Source organism: Sphingomonas sandaracina, assembly GCF_036663695.1.
In the GTDB taxonomy this organism is placed as follows: Bacteria; Pseudomonadota; Alphaproteobacteria; order Sphingomonadales; family Sphingomonadaceae; genus Sphingomonas.
Window position 1 is genome coordinate 135,239 of the sequence record NZ_JAXOJK010000006.1, and the last position, 16,912, is coordinate 152,150.

The 16,912-nt window shown below is 66.0% G+C and carries 12 protein-coding genes and 1 tRNA gene; 3 read left to right on the top strand and 10 right to left on the bottom strand.

The window, feature by feature from the left end; all coding sequences use genetic code 11:
- Positions 1-221: 221 nt before the first annotated feature.
- Positions 222-3,365 (bottom strand): PAS domain-containing protein, encoded by a 3,144-nt coding sequence (locus tag U1707_RS16515; protein WP_332801150.1) that lies wholly within the window; start codon positions 3,363-3,365, stop codon positions 222-224.
- A gap of 309 nt (positions 3,366-3,674) precedes the next feature.
- Positions 3,675-5,228 carry an aldehyde dehydrogenase (NADP(+)) gene (locus U1707_RS16520; RefSeq protein WP_332801151.1) on the bottom strand — a complete coding sequence of 518 codons (1,554 nt, stop codon included), beginning with the start codon at positions 5,226-5,228 and terminating at the stop codon, positions 3,675-3,677.
- A 476-nt stretch (positions 5,229-5,704) separates the two neighbouring features.
- Between U1707_RS16520 and U1707_RS16525 the strand changes: the two genes are divergently transcribed.
- On the top strand, positions 5,705-7,483 hold the full coding sequence (locus U1707_RS16525; RefSeq protein ID WP_332801152.1) for an IlvD/Edd family dehydratase: 1,779 nt from the start codon (positions 5,705-5,707) through the stop codon (positions 7,481-7,483).
- A 48-nt stretch (positions 7,484-7,531) separates the two neighbouring features.
- On the opposite strand, the gene U1707_RS16530 is transcribed toward U1707_RS16525, so the two are convergent.
- From U1707_RS16530 to U1707_RS16545, 4 genes are all read right to left on the bottom strand, one after another.
- Positions 7,532-8,425, bottom strand: a complete 894-nt coding sequence (locus U1707_RS16530) for an SMP-30/gluconolactonase/LRE family protein (RefSeq protein ID WP_332801153.1) — start codon at positions 8,423-8,425, stop codon at positions 7,532-7,534.
- A gap of 1 nt (position 8,426) precedes the next feature.
- Positions 8,427-9,212, bottom strand: coding sequence for a D-xylose 1-dehydrogenase (gene xylB / locus U1707_RS16535; RefSeq protein WP_332801154.1), 786 nt, complete (start codon positions 9,210-9,212; stop codon positions 8,427-8,429).
- Positions 9,213-9,216: 4 nt separating this feature from the next.
- Complete coding sequence (locus tag U1707_RS16540) at positions 9,217-10,383, bottom strand: fumarylacetoacetate hydrolase family protein (protein WP_332801155.1); 1,167 nt, start codon at positions 10,381-10,383, stop codon at positions 9,217-9,219.
- Between the two features lie 305 nt (positions 10,384-10,688).
- A tRNA-Arg gene (locus U1707_RS16545) sits at positions 10,689-10,765 on the bottom strand.
- A 60-nt stretch (positions 10,766-10,825) separates the two neighbouring features.
- Here U1707_RS16545 and U1707_RS16550 point away from each other — a divergent pair.
- Positions 10,826-11,587 (top strand): queuosine precursor transporter, encoded by a 762-nt coding sequence (locus tag U1707_RS16550; protein ID WP_332801156.1) that lies wholly within the window; start codon positions 10,826-10,828, stop codon positions 11,585-11,587.
- Positions 11,588-11,705: 118 nt separating this feature from the next.
- On the opposite strand, the gene purQ is transcribed toward U1707_RS16550, so the two are convergent.
- From purQ to U1707_RS16570, 4 genes are all read right to left on the bottom strand, one after another.
- Complete coding sequence (gene purQ / locus U1707_RS16555) at positions 11,706-12,374, bottom strand: phosphoribosylformylglycinamidine synthase subunit PurQ (RefSeq protein WP_332801157.1); 669 nt, start codon at positions 12,372-12,374, stop codon at positions 11,706-11,708.
- Positions 12,371-12,601 carry a phosphoribosylformylglycinamidine synthase subunit PurS gene (gene purS / locus U1707_RS16560; RefSeq protein WP_332801158.1) on the bottom strand — a complete coding sequence of 77 codons (231 nt, stop codon included), beginning with the start codon at positions 12,599-12,601 and terminating at the stop codon, positions 12,371-12,373. Before purS ends, purQ begins: the two co-directional genes overlap by 4 nt.
- Before the next feature lies 1 nt (position 12,602).
- Positions 12,603-13,382, bottom strand: a complete 780-nt coding sequence (gene purC / locus U1707_RS16565; RefSeq protein WP_056050712.1) for a phosphoribosylaminoimidazolesuccinocarboxamide synthase — start codon at positions 13,380-13,382, stop codon at positions 12,603-12,605.
- 197 nt (positions 13,383-13,579) lie between these two features.
- A complete protein-coding gene (locus U1707_RS16570; protein WP_332801159.1) occupies positions 13,580-14,170 on the bottom strand; it encodes a hypothetical protein in 591 nt (196 codons plus the stop codon).
- A 457-nt stretch (positions 14,171-14,627) separates the two neighbouring features.
- Here U1707_RS16570 and parC point away from each other — a divergent pair, with 457 nt between their 5' ends.
- Entirely contained in the window at positions 14,628-16,877 is a 2,250-nt protein-coding gene (gene parC / locus U1707_RS16575) for a DNA topoisomerase IV subunit A (protein ID WP_332801160.1), read from the top strand.
- Positions 16,878-16,912: the final 35 nt, after the last annotated feature.

The following is a 16,912-nucleotide window of genomic DNA, read 5'->3' on the forward strand; positions in this document are numbered from 1 at the left end:
GTGTACGGTTGTTGACAGGGTTTTAGCGGGCAATACGTGCGGGCGGCGGGTGTTGGTGTCGGCTGCGTGTTCGTGCCGCGTGTCGGGTTGTGAAGAACGTTACACGCTCAACGTTGTTCTCCCGCGTACGCGGGAGTCCAGGAGCCATAAGCGGTTCGCTAAGTAACCCTGGGCCCCCGCTTTTGCGGGGGAACAGCAACGTCGCTATTCCTTTAGGGGCGTTAGTCCGTTTCGGTCACCCCGTTAGTGGAGGCTGGTGCCGTGACGTGGTTCACCAATCCCGTCTCGCCCAGTGACGCCAGCACGGCCGCCGCAAGCGCGTCCAGTCCGTACGGCTTCTCCAGCATGATCGCATCGGTCTGGTCCGCCACCGAGGCGGTATCCCCGGTCGCGAACACGATGCCGACTCCCGGCCGCAACGTCCGCGCCGTCCGTGCGAAGTCCGGTCCGGATACGCCGGGCAGGTTCACGTCGGTCACCAGCGCGTCGATCGGGACGGTCTGGAGCGCGGTCATCGCGTCCTCCGCGCTCGCCGCGTCGACCACGACGAAGCCGCTGCCCTGCAACATCTCGGCGGTGTTGGCGCGGATCATCGCGTCGTCCTCGACCAGCAGCACGGTGCGGCGAGCGGGGGAGTCGAGGCGGCGGTCGGCGTCGATCCGGGCGTCGCGCGCGGCCTTTGCCGAAGGGCTGCCCGCGCGCTGGCGGTTGGCGAGCACCTGACGGAATTTCCGCGCGAGCGCCTCACGCGTGTACGGCTTCGACAGCAGGTCGAGCCCCGCATCGAGCTTGCCGCCATGGACGATCGAGTTCTCGGTATAGCCAGACGTGAACAGCACCGCGAGATCGGGCAGGCGCTCCTTGGCTTTCCGCGCGAGTTCGGGGCTTTTCAAGGTGCCGGGCATCACGACGTCGGTGAACAGGATATCGATCGGCACGCCGCTTTCGACCACGTTCAGCGCGCTGGCCGCGTCGACCGCCTTCAGCACGCTGTAGCCTAGATCGGTGAGCAGCTCGACCACGGTACCGCGGACCTCGTCATCGTCCTCCACGACCAGCACGGTTTCGGTGCCGCCGGAGATCGGGCTGGCATCGGCGACGACCTCGACGTCCTCGCTCTCTATCGCGCGCGGCAGATAGAGCTTGATCGTGGTGCCTTCGCCGACCTCGGAGTAGATCTTCACATGGCCGCCGGACTGTTTGACGAAGCCGTAGACCATCGACAGGCCGAGGCCGGAGCCCTTGCCTTCGCTTTTGGTCGAGAAGAACGGTTCGAAGACCTTCTCGATGATCTCCGGGCTCATGCCGGTGCCGGTGTCGGACACCGCGAGCATGACATATTGCCCGGCCTCGACCTCGTCATGGCCCTGTGCGTAGCTGTCGTCGAGATGCGCGTTGCCGAGTTCGATCGTCAGCTTGCCCTGGCCCTCCATCGCGTCGCGGGCGTTGATCGCGAGGTTGAGGAGCGCGTTCTCGATCTGCGCGGGGTCGATGAAGGTGTTCCACAGGCCACCGCCGACCACCGTCTCGATCTCGACGCCTTCGCCGATCGCGCGGCGCAGCATGTCGTCCATCCCGCGCACGAACCGCGTGACGTTGACGACCTTCGGTTCGAGCGCCTGGCGACGCCCGAATGCGAGCAGTTGCGCGGCGAGCTTGGATCCGCGCGTGACGCCGGCCATCGCGTTGGCGACCCAGCGTTCGGCGCGCTCGTTGCCCTCGAGGTTCTTGCCGAGCAGCTGGAGATTGCCCGAGACGACCTGGAGCAGGTTGTTGAAGTCATGTGCGACGCCGCCGGTGAGCTTGCCGACCGTCTCCATTTTCTGCGACTGGGCGAGCTTGGCCTCGGCCTGGCGGCGCTCGTCGATCTCGCGGATGACGCGCGCTTCGAGCGTTTCGTTGAGCTGGCGGAGTTGATCTTCGGCACGCTCGCGGTGGCGGACCTGGCGGGCGAGCGCTTCGGCCTGTTCGCGCAAGGCCGCTTCGGCCGCACGCTGGTGAGTGATGTCGGTGTGGACGCCGACCCATTCGCGAACCTCGCCGGCCTCGTCGAGGATCGGCAGGCCCCTGACGGCAAAGGTGCGCCACGTGCCGCAATGGCGGCGGACGCGGTGCTCGAACACGAACATCGACTTGCTGAGGACGGCAGCGGTCCAGGCCTTGATCGTCGAGGCGACGTCGTCAGGGTGGATCGCGTCGGCCCAGCCGAAATTCTGGTACTCGTCGATCGCCTGACCGGTCAGCGTCGCCCAGCCCGGCTGTTCGCCGATCATCCGGCCGTCCGGGCTGTTGGTCCAGAGCACGCCGTGGACCGCGTCCATCGCGGTGCGGAAGCGGCCATTGCTGATGCCGATCGTCGCCTCGCGTTCGGCGCGCTCCTCGACGTCGATGCCGAGCACGTAGATGCCGGGAATCGAGCCGTCCGCCGCGGTGTGCGGGACGTAGCGAAATTCGGCGCGGCGGGGACGCCCGTCGCGGTGCGGGAAGACGGTCTGCGCGATGAAGCTTTCGCCCGCCAGCGCACGGTCGAACGAAGGGCGGCGATCCTGATAGACCGTGTCGCCCAGCACTTCGCGGACGGGCTTGCCGATCATCGCCTCGGGCGCGACGCCGAGCCACTCCTCATACTGCGCGTTGGCGAGGCGATAGACGTGATCGCGGTCGACGTACGAGATCAGCATCGGCACGGCGTCGGTGACGCGGCGCAGTTCGGCTTCGCTGTCGGCGAGGCGATGCTCGGCCTCGACGCGACCGCTATTGTCCACCATCGTGCACAGGACACCGCCGACGGTTCCACCGGCGCAGTAGACCGGCGTATAGAACAGGTCGAGCGTCAGCAACTCGGGACCGTCGTGGCGCTGGAACAGGATCGGCTGGTCGCGATAGGCCACGGTCTCGCCGCGGAGGCCGGCTTCGAGGACCGCGCGGTTCCAGTCCCAAACTTCGGGGAACGCGGTCGCGGCCGGGCTGCCGAGTGCGGCGGGGTGGCGGTCGCCTGCTACTGCGCGGTAGCTGTCGTTGTAGAGCATGACGTGCTCGGGGCCCCACATCACGACCTTGGCGACGGGCGAGTTGAGGATGTTGGCGAGCGTGATGCGCAGCTCGGCGGGCCACGAGTCGATTGGCCCGAGCGAAGTCGCGCTCCAGTCGCGCTGGCGGACGAGCATGCCGCATTCGCCGCCGCCGATCAGGATTTCGGTTGGCTTCTGCAGGGCGTCACGGTCGCGCATCTGTTCGAGCGCAGTGCGGACGATCGCGGTGGCGTCGCCATGCCCTGCGGCGGCGAGATCGTCGATGTAGCTGCCGAGGTCGGATGGCAGGGAAATGGTGCGCGACGAAAGCGGCGACGAGCCTGGGTTTGTCATGACGGACTAGTGGGTTTGTGGCGCACGCGTGTCAATGATTACGCATGGTTAGCGGCGAGCGAAGGTGGAGTGTGCGTGCCGTAGGTACCACCCCGGCGGAGGCCGGGGCCCAATTGGAAAGGTGGCAATAACGAAGGGCAGCGCTCCGTTAGCGATGTCCCCCAATTGGGCCCCGGCCTTCGCCGGGGTGGTGGCTCTTGGGGTGAGATAGAATCGTGTTTCCCCGCGAAGGCGGGGACCCAGACTGGGCTCCCGCCTTCGCGGGAGAACAAGGAAGAGGGAGTTGCCGTCAAGCAACTCCCGGGCCCATCAGCCCTCGGTGCGCGGAAGGCCCAGCGGGTTGCCGTGCTTGACCGCCTTGGGCAGCAGCGCGTCGGGCAGATCCTGATAGCAGACCGGGCGCAGGAAGCGCTCGATTGCCGCCGTGCCGACCGACGTCGTTCGCGGGTCCGACGTGGCGGGGAAGGGGCCGCCATGGACCATCGCCGGCGCGACCTCGACACCGGTCGGCCAGCCGTTCGCCAGGATGCGACCGGCCTTGCGCTCCAGCACCGGCAGCAGTGCCGCCGCGTCGGCATGATCGCCTTCGTCGATGTGCAACGTAATCGTCAGCTGACCCTCGATCTTCTCGAGCACGCTGTGCACCTCGGCGAGATCGGTGCAACGGACGATGATCGACGCCGCACCGAACACTTCGTGCGACAGCGCGGGGTCGGCGACGAACGCCTTGCCGGTGGTCGAGAACAATGCCGCACGACCACGGTTCGCGCCCTCGGCATCGGTGCCGCGCGCGAGCGTCTCGACCGCGTCATGGCCGGCAAGTGCGGACACACCCTGCTCGTAGCTGGCATGGATGCCGGGGGTCAGCATCACCTGTGGTGCCGCCTCGCCCAGTGCAGCGGCGGCGGCGGTGACGAAGGTGTCGAGGTCGGGACCGTCGACCGCGACGACGATGCCGGGATTGGTGCAGAACTGCCCCGAACCCATCGTCAGCGAACCGACATACGCCTTGCCGAGCGCTTCACCGCGTGCAGCGAGTGCCGCTGGGAACAGGATCACCGGGTTGATGCTGCTCATCTCGGCATAGACCGGGATCGGCTCGGGACGGGCTGCGGCGAGCGCCACCAGCGCAAGGCCACCGCCGCGCGAACCGGTGAAGCCGACGGCCTTGATCCGCGCGTCTTTCACGAGCGCCGCGCCGAGTTCGTTCGCGGGACTCTGGACCAGCGAGAACACGCCCTCGGGCAGGCCGCACTTGGCGACCGCAGCCTGGATCGCCTTGCCGACCATCACCGAGGTACCGGGATGCGCGGGGTGGCCCTTGACGACGACCGGGCAACCGGCAGCGAGAGCGGACGCGGTGTCGCCGCCCGCGACCGAGAAGGCGAGCGGGAAGTTCGACGCACCGAACACCGCGACCGGACCGACCGCGATGCGACGCTGGCGCAGGTCGGAGCGTGGCATCGGCTTGCGATCGGGCTGCGCCTGGTCGATCACGACCGAGGCCCAGGTGCCGGCGCGCAGATGCTTGGCGAACAGGCGAAGCTGGCCGGTGGTGCGACCGCGCTCACCCTCGAGACGCGGCCGGGGCAGGCCGCTTTCCTGGATCGCACGCGCGACGAGCGGCTCGTGGATCGCCTCGATCTCGTCCGCGATCGTCTCGAGGAACACCGCACGCGCTTCCGGATCGGTCTCGCGGAACGTATCGAACGCGGCCTCGGCGAGCTTGCAGGCCTCGGCGACATCCGCCTCGCTCGAGATCGCGAAGGCGGGTTCGATCCTGGCATCGGTCGACGGATCGATTGCGAGGAAGGTATCGTCGCTGCTCACGGCGCGGGCGCCGATCGGGAAGGTGCCGTCCATATCAATTCTCCAGGTCGGTCGCGACGTGCGTGGGCGGTGTCGCGACGTGTAGGTATCGCTCGGTGTCGAGGGGGAAATAAGGGTGTGAGCGATAACACGCAAGCGACGGGCCGCTGGGTTATCCGGAACGCCGGACGAATCTCCGTCGCGATCGACCGTTCGGTCCGTGTTTGAATACCGAGTTCCGGCGCGTCCGCTCGTCACGAACTGAGTCGGGGAGCGGGGCGCGAACGCAGCGGTCCGAGGCAAGCCGGCGATCGACGACAGCAAAACGCCGCGCCGCGGTGAACCGTCGTTTTCGAACGATCCTACGTGATGGCGGTCCGCATCATGATGTCATGTCGGACTAAAGTCTGGTATGCCATCAATCGGTTGCGGCACCAGGACGGTGTCTTGCCGCATGCGTCTGCGCTTGACCGAATGGCGACGGCCGCGGTAGCGCTCCCATCGAAGAACAGCGTTCAGGAGAGTTTGCAGTGGACCGTGTACCGGTAAGGCCGTTCCGATCGCGCGACTGGTTCGCCGATCCCGCGCGCTCCGACATGACCGCACTCTATCTCGAACGCTTCATGAATTACGGCCTGACGCCGGCCGAGCTCCGGTCGGGTCGGCCGATCATCGGCATCGCGCAGTCGGGCAGCGACCTGTCTCCGTGCAACCGCATCCATCTGGAACTCGCCAAGCGGACGCGCGACGGCATCCGAGACGCAGGCGGGATCGCGATGGAGTTTCCGGTTCATCCGATCTTCGAGAATTGCCGCCGGCCGACCGCGGCGCTCGATCGCAATCTGGCCTATCTCGGCCTCGTCGAGACGCTGTACGGCTATCCGATCGATGCCGTCGTCCTGACCACCGGTTGCGACAAGACGACGCCATCGGGAATCATGGCCGCATCGACCGTGGATATCCCGGCGATCGTGCTGTCGGGCGGACCGATGCTGGACGGCTGGCACGATGGCGAACTGGTCGGCTCGGGCACGGTCATCTGGCGCAGCCGGCGCAAGCTGGCCGCGGGCGAGATCGACGAGGAGGAGTTCCTCAATCGCGCCACTGACAGCGCGCCGTCCGCGGGGCATTGCAACACGATGGGCACCGCGTCGACGATGAACGCGGTCGCCGAGGCTCTGGGCTTGTCGCTGACCGGCTGCGCGGCGATCCCTGCGCCATATCGCGAGCGCGGTCAGATGGCGTACGAGACCGGCCGCCGCATCGTCGAGATGGCGTATGAGGATCTGCGCCCGTCGAAAATTCTCACGCGCGACAGTTTCCTCAACGCGATCCGGGTGGTCAGCGCGATCGGCGGGTCGAGCAATGCGCAGCCGCATATCATGGCGATGGCGCAGCATGCCGGCGTCACGCTGTACCCGGAGGACTGGTCGGATCATGGCTATGACCTGCCGTTGCTCGTCAACATGCAGCCGGCGGGCAAGTATCTCGGCGAGCGTTTCCACCGTGCCGGCGGCGTACCGGCGGTGCTGCACGAGCTGATTACAGGCGGGAAGTTCGACACGACGTGCCTGACGGTGACGGGGCGATCGATCGGCGAGAACATCGCCGGCCGCGAGACGCGCGACCGCGAGATGATCAAGCCGTTCGACGCGCCGATGATGGAGCGGGCAGGGTTCCTGGTGCTGAAGGGCAATCTGTTTGATTTCGGCATCATGAAGACATCGGTGATCTCGCCCGCGTTCCGCGCGCGCTATCTGTCGACGCCGGGCGCCGAAGACCGGTTCGAGGCGCGGGCGATCGTGTTCGAGGGATCGGACGATTACCACCACCGGATCAACGATCCCGCGCTGGAGATCGACGAGGGCTGCATCCTGGTGATCCGCGGCGCGGGGCCGATCGGCTGGCCGGGCTCGGCGGAGGTCGTGAACATGCAGCCGCCCGACGCGCTGATCCAGCGTGGCGTGCTGGCCTTGCCGACGCTCGGCGACGGGCGTCAGTCGGGGACGTCGGACAGTCCGTCGATCCTGAACGTGTCGCCCGAGAGCGCGGTCGGCGGCGGGCTGTCGTGGCTGCGCACCGGGGACGTGATCCGGATCGATCTGGTTGCCGGTACGTGCGATGCGCTGGTCGAGGCCGACGAGATCGCACGGCGCCGCGGCGAGAGCCTGCCACCCGTGCCGGAAAGCCATACGCCGTGGGAGGAACTGTACCGCGAGAAGACCGGGCAGCTCGCCGAGGGCGGCGTGCTCGACTTCGCAGTCAAGTATCGTGGTATTTCGGCGAGGACGCCGCGGCATAATCATTGAGGGAGAGTCCGCGTCGTTCCGAGCTGCCGGAACGACGCGGACCCCGGATTAAAGGGTGATCGGCTCCACCGGCACGCCAGGGATCGCGACGCGGAAGGTGAACAGGTTGCCAGCCAGCGGTTGTTCCGCAAGCGCGGCGGCATCGAGGCCCTTGGCGGCGGTGGTCGCATAGGCCGTGCGGCCGTCTGCGCCACCGAGCGCGATCTTCGTGATGTTCGCGACGGGGAAGCGGACGATATCGGTGCAGATACCCTCGGGTGAATACCGGCGCGCGGCCCAGCCGCCGAAGAAGCCGACCCAGACGCCGCCTTCCGAATCGCAGATCGCGCCGTCGGGATGGCCATCATCAGGGTCCACGACGAGGAAGGGGCGCGGACCGTCGAGCGCGCCGTCGGAACCGAGCGACCACGCATCGATCCTCTTGCCGAGCGTGTCGACCGTGTAGAGCGTGCGGCCATCGGGCGAGATCGCCGGACCGTTGGTGATCGCGACGGGCGGTATGTCGGTCTGGGTGACGGTGCCGGCATGCCAATGATAGACATGGCCCGACTTTTCGGCCTCGGCATTGTCCATGGTGCCGAACCAGACACGACCATCGGGTGCGCGCGCTGCGTCGTTGAGGCGGTTGCCCGGTGTGTCGACGTGTACCGGGGCAAGCAACTCGAACGCGCCCGTCACCGGGTCGAACCGGTGCAGACCGCCACGGACGCCGGCCAGGAAACCGCCCCCGGCTTCCGGAATCACCCAACCGACCTGATCGGGCGCATCCCATGATTCCAGCGATGCTGTCTCGGGATCGAAGCGATGGATGCGCGGCGCCTTGATATCGACGAACCACAGCGCGCTGTCGCGAGCGACCCAGATAGGGCCTTCGCCCAGCGTCGCCCCGACGTCGCAGACGCTCGTCGCAGTGACTGTGTCGGCAATCGTGTCGTTGGCCATCTCAGCGCCAACCCGCGTCGACGAAATAGTCGTGACCGGTGCACATCCGGGCATCGTCGGAAGCCAGGAACAGCACCAGCGCGGCGACATCCGCGGGCTGCACGCGCGTCTTCAGGCACTGTGCGGCGATGATCTCCGCCTCGCCCTCGGGCGTGTACCATTTCAGCTGGCGCGGCGTTTCGACATTGCCGGGGACGATCGTGTTCACGCGGATGCCGTCGCCACCCAGATCGCGCGCCATCGCCCGCGTCATGCCTTCGATACCGGCCTTGGCGGTCTGGTAGATCAGCAGTTCGGGCAGCGCGAGGTGCCAGGAAATCGATCCAAAATTCAGGATGACGCCGCCGCCCGCGCGCTTCATCGATGGCACCACCGCCTGGCCTGCGAAGAACAGATGGCGCAGGTTGGTCGCCATGCGTTCGTCCCAATATTCGGGCGTGATCTCGTCGATCGTGTGGCGATCGTCGTTGGCGGCGTTGTTGATGAGGATGTCGATCCCGCCGAGCTGGCTCTCGATCGTCGCCACCGCGGACTTTAGCGCATCGATATCGCGCAGGTCGAGCGATGCGAAGATCGGCGCGACCGCCACGTCGGGCGTCAGCGTCTCGATCAGCGATTGCGCGGCATCCTTGGCCATGTCGACGAACGCGACATGCGCGCCCTGCCGCGCGAACGCCTCGACCAGCCCCGCGCCGATCCCCGACGCGCCACCGGTGATCAGGACGCGTTTGCCCTTGAGGCTGGGATAGATCGCCGTCTGGTCGGCGGCTTTGGTCTTTTGCAGCACGGGGTTACGCTCCCTGGTTCTTGGTTTGCGCGAGCAGGCCACGACCCGCCAGATTGCGCATGAGGTCGCCGATCCCGTAGTTCCACGGCGCGGCGTCCTTCGACGTCGTCACCGGATTGACCAGCGCGCCGAGCTTCGGGTTCGAGATCGTGACGACGTCGCCGACCGCGTGGGTGAAGCCGCGGCCCGGCTCGTCGCGGTCCTGGGTGGGCGCGAACAACGTACCGAGGAACAGCACGAAGCCGTCGGGATACTGGTGCTCGCTCATCGCTTGGCGGACGAGGTCCTCGGGATCGCGGCTGATCTGATCCATCGAACTGCTGCCTTCGAGGCGATAGCCGTCGGCCCCGTCGATCGTCAGCGCGATCTCCGACGCGCGCACGTCGTCCATCCCGAAGCTGTCGTCGAACAGGCGGATGAACGGCCCGAGCGAGCAGGACGCGTTATTGTCCTTGGCCTTGCCGAGCAGCAGCGCACTGCGGCCTTCGAAATCGCGCAGGTTGACGTCGTTGCCGAGCGTCGCCCCGATCGTCTTGCCGTTGCGGTCGACGACCAGCACGACTTCGGGCTCGGGATTGTTCCAGGTCGAGTCGGAGCGGATGCCGACTTCGCCGCCCCAGCCGATCGTGGACAGGGTCGGGCTCTTGGTGAAGATCTCCGCATCCGGGCCGATCGCGACCTCGAGATATTGCGACCACATGCCGTCTTCGATCAGCGCCGCCTTCAGCGCCGCGGCTTCGGGCGATCCGGGGACGACCGAGCGGATGCTGCCGCCGACGCGCTCTTCGAGACGGGTCCGGACCGACGCCGCTGCGGCGGCATCGCCGCGTGCGCGCTCCTCGATGACGCGCTCCAGGGCGGAGACCGCGAACGTCACGCCGGAGGCCTTGACGCAGTGCAGGTCGATCGGGCTCAGCAGTCGCGGTGTCGCGGCCGCATCGACCGACAGCGACAGGTCGTCGAGATGGCCGAGATCGGTGCCGGCGGCCGTATCGAACGTACCGCGTTCGATCAGATCCGCCACGGTCGGCGCGACATACGACATGTCATACACGCGACCGCCACGGACGATCACCGGTGTCGGTCCTTCGCCCAGATCGATCCGGCCCAGCAAAGCCGCCTGTTCCCAGTCGGCAGGCAACGCCCGCGCTGATGCGAATGCGATGTCCACGATGTCATCCCCTCCAGAATTGTTAGCGTTACCGTATGCTGCTCGGCAGGGTCGTCAAGCCCCGGTACTTGCGTCCGACCCTATGCAATCGCTCGCCTGGACTGCGCAACCGCGATTTTTGCAATCTTATTTGCATATGCGCGACTGCGGCGGCGCTACCGGCTGGCAGACAGCGGCCAAACATCGCAAGCAGCGGTAACGATACCATCGCTGCGCTTGCGGGCCGGATGCCCTGATACGCGCGACGACCTGCCACGGCTTAGGGACGCGTATGCTTCACGGTTGCCCGTACCTGCGACGATGATTGGCGCGCCCGGAGGGAGTCGAACCCCCGACCGAGGAGGTAGAAGCTCCTTGCTCTATCCAACTGAGCTACGGGCGCGCGCTGGGGCTCGATTAGCGTGGATTGCGCGCGCTTGGAACCGTCATCATAACGCGCTCCATGGATATCGATCACGACAGGGAGGCGGCGCCGGCCGCCACGGCGGTCGTCGCAAGCGACGTGTCGGGCGGGGAGTTCCGCTATTATGATTTCGTGATGGCGGCGTTCGTGACGATATTGCTGCTGTCGAACGTCATCGGTGCGGGAAAGCGTGCGGTCATCGACCTGCCGTTCATCGGCGCTTGGCCGTTCGGCGCGGGGATATTGTTCTTCCCGGTCAGCTACGTAATCGGCGACGTCCTCACCGAAGTCTATGGCTACGCGCGCGCGCGACGCTGTATCTGGGCAGGGTTCGGCGCGATGCTGTTCATGGTGTTCATGTCGGCGGTCGTCGTCGCGTTGCCGCCCGACGCCGGGTGGACCGGGCAGGCGGCATATGAATCAGTATTCGGACAAGTGCCGCGAATCGTGTTCGCGTCGATCTGCGCCTTCTGGGTGGGCGAGTTCGCCAACAGCTTCGTGCTCGCGCGGATGAAGATCTGGACGGGTGGGCGCATGCTATGGACGCGGACGATCGGCAGCACGGTGGTCGGGCAGGCGTTCGACAGCCTGATCTTCTACCCGCTCGCCTTCTACGGTGCGCCGGACTGGCCCGTGAACGCGATGCTGATGGTGATGGTCAGCCAGTTTCTGCTGAAAGTGTCATGGGAGGTGTTGCTGACGCCGCTGACCTATGTCGCGGTCGGGTGGCTCAAGCGCCGTGAGGGCGTGGACGTGTACGACAGAGGTACGGATTTCTCGCCGTTCCGCACGCGGGTTTGAGCGTCCGAAGTCTCTACGTCACCCCCCCTCCGTTCGTGCTGAGCGAAGTCGAAGCACCTGAGTCTCAGGCCCTTCGACTTCGCTCAGGGCGAACGGATGGGGGTGGTGATGGAGTGGTTTAGGCGCTGACGGCTTCGAGCAGGCCCTCGAACAAGCGCCGTCCGTCGGTGCCACCGTGTGCCGCTTCGATACGGCGCTCCGGGTGTGGCATCATGCCAAGCACGTTGCCCTTGTCGTTCAGCAATCCAGCGATATTCCGGGCCGAACCATTGACGCTCTCGGCGTAGCGGAACGCCACGCGGCCATCGCCTTCGAGACGGTCGAGCGTCTCGGTATCGGCGAAGTAATTGCCGTCGTGATGCGCGACCGGGAAGGATACGCGTTCACCGGCGGTATAGCCCGACGTAAACGTCGAGCTTGCCGTCTCGACGGTCAGTGCGACATCGCGGCAGACGAAGTTCAGCCCTTCGTTGCGCATCAACGCACCGGGGAGGAGCCCTGCTTCAGTCAACACCTGAAAACCGTTGCAGATGCCGAGCACGGGGAGGCCCTTGCCCGCCTGCTCGACGACCGCGCGCATGATCGGCGACCGCGCCGCGATCGCACCCGAGCGCAGGTAGTCGCCGTACGAAAACCCGCCGGGCACCGCGACCAAGCCGATATCGGTCGGCAGGTCCGCATCGCCGTGCCAGACCATCAGCGGCTTGACGCCGGTCACCGCCTCCAGCGCGACAGCGATGTCACGGTCGCAGTTGGAGCCCGGAAAGACGATGACAGCGGTCTTCATGCCCGCTCGACCCGGTAATTCTCGATCACCGTGTTGGCGAGCAGCTTGCGGCACATGCCGTCGATGGTCGCGTCGTCCGTGCCGTCGGCGACTTCCAACTCGATCAGCTTGCCCTGGCGCACGTCCTGCACGCCGTCGAAGCCGAGGCTGCCGAGTGCGTGATGGATCGCGCGGCCCTGCGGATCGAGCACGCCCGGCTTCAATGTCACGAAAACCTTGAGTTTCATCTCACTTGCCCCGGTTCTTGCGATGCTTTTCGAGGTCGAGGACGGCGTTGTCGGCACCCTCGGGCAGCAGGCCGAGACGGCGTGCAACCTCTTGATACGCTTCGACTTCACCACCGAGATCGCGACGGAAGCGATCCTTGTCCATCTTCTCGTTGGTTTCCATGTCCCACAGACGGCAGCCATCGGGGCTGATCTCGTCGGCGAGGATGATGCGACCGAAGTCGTTGTCGAAGATGCGGCCGAATTCGAGTTTGAAGTCCACCAGGCGGATGCCCACGCCGGCGAACAGACCGCACAGGAAATCGTTCACGCGGATCGCGAGGTCGGCGATGTCGTGCATCTCCTCCTGGCTCGCCCAGCCGAACGCGGCGATGTGTTCGTCGGAGATCATCGGATCGCCGAGCGCATCGTCCTTGTAGTAATATTCGATGATCGTGCGGGGCAGCTTGGTGCCCTCCTCGATCCCGAGGCGCGTCGAGATCGAGCCCGCGGCGACGTTGCGCACGACGACTTCGATCGGGACGATCTCGACCTGACGGATCAGCTGCTCGCGCATGTTAAGCCGGCGGATGAAGTGCGTCGGCACGCCGATATGATCGAGCAGCGTGAAGATGTGCTCGGAAATCCGGTTGTTGAGCACGCCCTTGCCGTTGATCGTGCCCTTTTTCTGGGCATTGAACGCGGTCGCGTCGTCCTTGAAATACTGGATCAGCGTGCCCGGCTCGGGACCCTCGTAGAGGATCTTGGCCTTGCCTTCGTAGATCTGGCGGCGGCGAGCCATGCGCGGTCCCCTGGAAATCAAGCGGTGAAAATCGAGCGGCCCCAGCCTACGCGATATGCACCGCGAAGCCGAGGCCGGAATAGGCCGCGCCTATAGGCGAAGGGTACGGGGCGTGCAATCGCGGCGCACCGCTGCCCTTGGAAAACTGCCCTACGTCGTCGCTCGGATGGCGGCGACGTGTCCTGGGTAGTCGCCAGCTATAGGGCGGTCCGGCGATCGATGCGCAGCATCAGCTCGGTCCACCAACGCTGGATCCAGCGCCGCCAAACCATGACAACGAGCAAAATCGCCAACAGCGGCGGACCGAGTGCCGCCAATACCCAGAGCAGCGCCGTGACGGTCAAGCCGATCGAGCCCATCGCGGTGTCGCCGGCGTCTTGAAGGCGGTCGACCAGGCCGGTCCCCCGTCCGGTCGTATAGTCGAACGACATAGGCGTGTTGGCGAGACTTTCGCGCTGTTCGGATGCGACCCCGGCGGCGGCCGTGGCTTGGCTCAGCGCGGCCGCCTGTTGCTGGCGGAGTTCGGCACGTTCGCGAGGGGACAGATCGACGCGTGCCAATTCTCGGTCGATCCGGGCGCGCTCGATCGCGACGTCGGTCCGCTCGGTTGCGGTCGCCGCGGCGGCCGTCGCGACATCGGTTCCGTTGATATCTGCGCCCGTCAACGTCGCGCCGACGCTCTCCGCGTGCTTGACACCGGCTCGGCCAAAGGCGCGCGCGAGCGGGGCGGCGATCTTTACCGACAGGCTTGCGCTGACGTTGCCTTGTTGGCCGACCGTGTAGCGCAATCCGGTTATACGGCAGCGTGTTGCACCAAGCCGTTCGCAGGAACGGGCATGCTCCTCCTGAAGATCCGAGATCCGAGACGACGGAAGTGCCAGGTCATAGCTATAGTTGAATGCCACCCCGGCAACCGAACTGCCGGCGATATCAGGTTCCCCGGCGCTACTTTCGGGAGCCTTGCTGCACCCGCCCAAGCACAATGCGATGGCGCCACTCACAACCCATTTCATGGCCAGTCTCCCGTAACCGATCCATACACTATCGATGGGCTAGGAATTCCCGTCAAGCGTGCTCAGCGCACGACGAACGGTTGCCAGTATGTGTAAGCAGCGCCGGCTTTCGGTCTCTAAAGTTTTTCCGCAATACTCCTCCCGTGCGGCAAACCTCTCGTATCGGCAAGGCGGAAGGCTTGGTGCGTTCATGCTTTGATCGTTGCGGTTCCGACTGCTATCGCTGCGTGCAATGGCCACCGATTTCAAAGATCCGTTCGACTCCATCGTCGACGCCCCCTTCGACAGCGCGCTGTCCGAGCGGTACCTCGTCTATGCCTTGTCGACGATCACCGCGCGGTCGCTTCCCGACGTGCGCGACGGCATGAAGCCGGTGCATCGGCGTCTGCTCTGGGCGATGCGGCTGCTGAAGCTCGATCCGGCGCAAGGGTACAAGAAGTGCGCGCGCGTCGTCGGCGACGTCATCGGCAAATACCATCCGCATGGCGACCAGTCGGTCTACGACGCGATGGTGCGCCTCGCCCAGTCGTTCGCGATGCGGTATCCGCTGGTCGACGGGCAGGGCAATTTCGGCAACATCGACGGCGATAACGCCGCCGCCTATCGCTACACCGAGGCGCGGCTGACGCAGGTCGCGATCGACCTGATGGATGGGCTCGACGAGGACGCGGTCGCGTATCGCCCGACCTATAATGGCGAGGATCACGAGCCCGAGCTGTTCCCGGGGCTGTTCCCGAACCTGCTGGCGAACGGTGCGAGCGGGATAGCGGTCGGCATGGCGACGAGCATCCCGCCGCACAACGCGGCCGAGTTGCTGGAGGCGGCGATCGTCCTGATCGACACGCCGGACGCAGACGACGCGGCGATCCTGGAGCACGTCAAGGGTCCCGATTTCCCGACCGGCGGGCTGGTCGTCGATCCGCCTGCGGTGATCCGCGAATCCTATGCGACCGGGCGCGGCGGGTTTCGCGTCCGTGCGCGCTGGGAAACGGAGCGGGAGAAGGGCGGCAGCTGGCAGCTGATCGTTACCGAGATCCCGTACGGCATCCAGAAAGGCAAGCTGATCGAGCAGATCGCCGATCTGATCAACGCCAAGCGCCTGCCGATCCTGGCCGACGTCCGCGACGAGTCGGATACCGAGATCCGCATCGTGCTCGAACCGCGCAGCCGCACGGTCGATCCGCAGATCCTGATGGACGGGCTGTTCCGGCTGACCGATCTCGAGACGCGGATCAGCCTCAACCTCAACGTGCTCGACAAGGATCGCACGCCGCGGGTGATGTCCCTGCGCGAGGCACTGGCGGCGTGGGTCGACCACCAGTTCGTCGTGTTGCGCCGGCGGACCGAGCACCGGCTGGCGAAGATCGCCGACCGGGTCGAACTGCTCGACGGTTATCTCATCGCGTATCTCAACCTCGACCGGGTGATCGAGATCATCCGCACCGAGGACGAGCCGAAGAAGGTGATGATCGCCGAATTCGCGCTGACCGATCGCCAGGCCGAGGCGATCCTTAACATGCGGCTGCGCTCGTTGCGGCGCCTGGAAGAGTTCGAGATCAAGACCGAGCGCGACAAGCTCGACAAGGAGCAGGCGACGTTGGCCGCACTCCTGGCCGACCCGAAGAAGCAGCGTACGCGGATGAAGCGCGACATGGCGAAGATCCGCGATCGCTATGGGCTGGAGACTCCACTCGGCAAACGACGCACGACGATCGAGGAGCACGCGCCGACCCGCGACATCCCGCTGGAGGCGATGATCGAGCGCGAACCGATCACCGTCATCCTGTCGCAGCGCGGGTGGATCCGGGCGATGCGCGGCCATAACGACCTGGCGAGCCCGGAGGCGTTGAAGTTCAAGGAGGGCGACGGCCCGGCGTTCGCGTTCCACGCGCAGACGACCGACAAGCTGTTGCTCGCGGCCGAGAACGGGCGGTTCTACACGCTGGCGGCGGACAAGCTGCCGGGCGGGCGGGGCTTTGGCGAGCCGGTGCGCGCGATGATCGATCTCGACGGCAGCATCGGGATCATTGCGCTGTTGCCGGCGAGCAAGCATCCGAAACTGCTGGTGGTCGCGACCGACGGGCGCGGTTTCTCGGTGAACTCGGCGGAAGTCGTTGCCGAGACCCGCAAGGGCAAGACCGTGATGACGCCGCGACCGGGTGCGCAGTTGAAGATCGTCCGGCCGATCGGGCCCAACGACGATTACGTCGCGGCGATCGGCGACAATCGAAAGATGCTGGTGTTCCCGCTTGCCGAACTGGTCGAGATGACTCGTGGGCAGGGGCTCCAGTTGCAACGCTACCGCGATGGTGGGCTGGCCGACGCGATCACGTTCGTCTTCGCCGAGGGGCTGAGTTGGGCGATGGGCGGCGGTACCGGGCGCACGCGGACCGAATCGGACCTCGGGCCGTGGCGCGCGGCGCGCGGTGCGGCAGGCAGAATGCCGCCGACCGGATTCCCGCGCGATAATCGCTTTGGCTAGTTTGCCGTAAACCAAAGACTTAACGCGCTGTTACG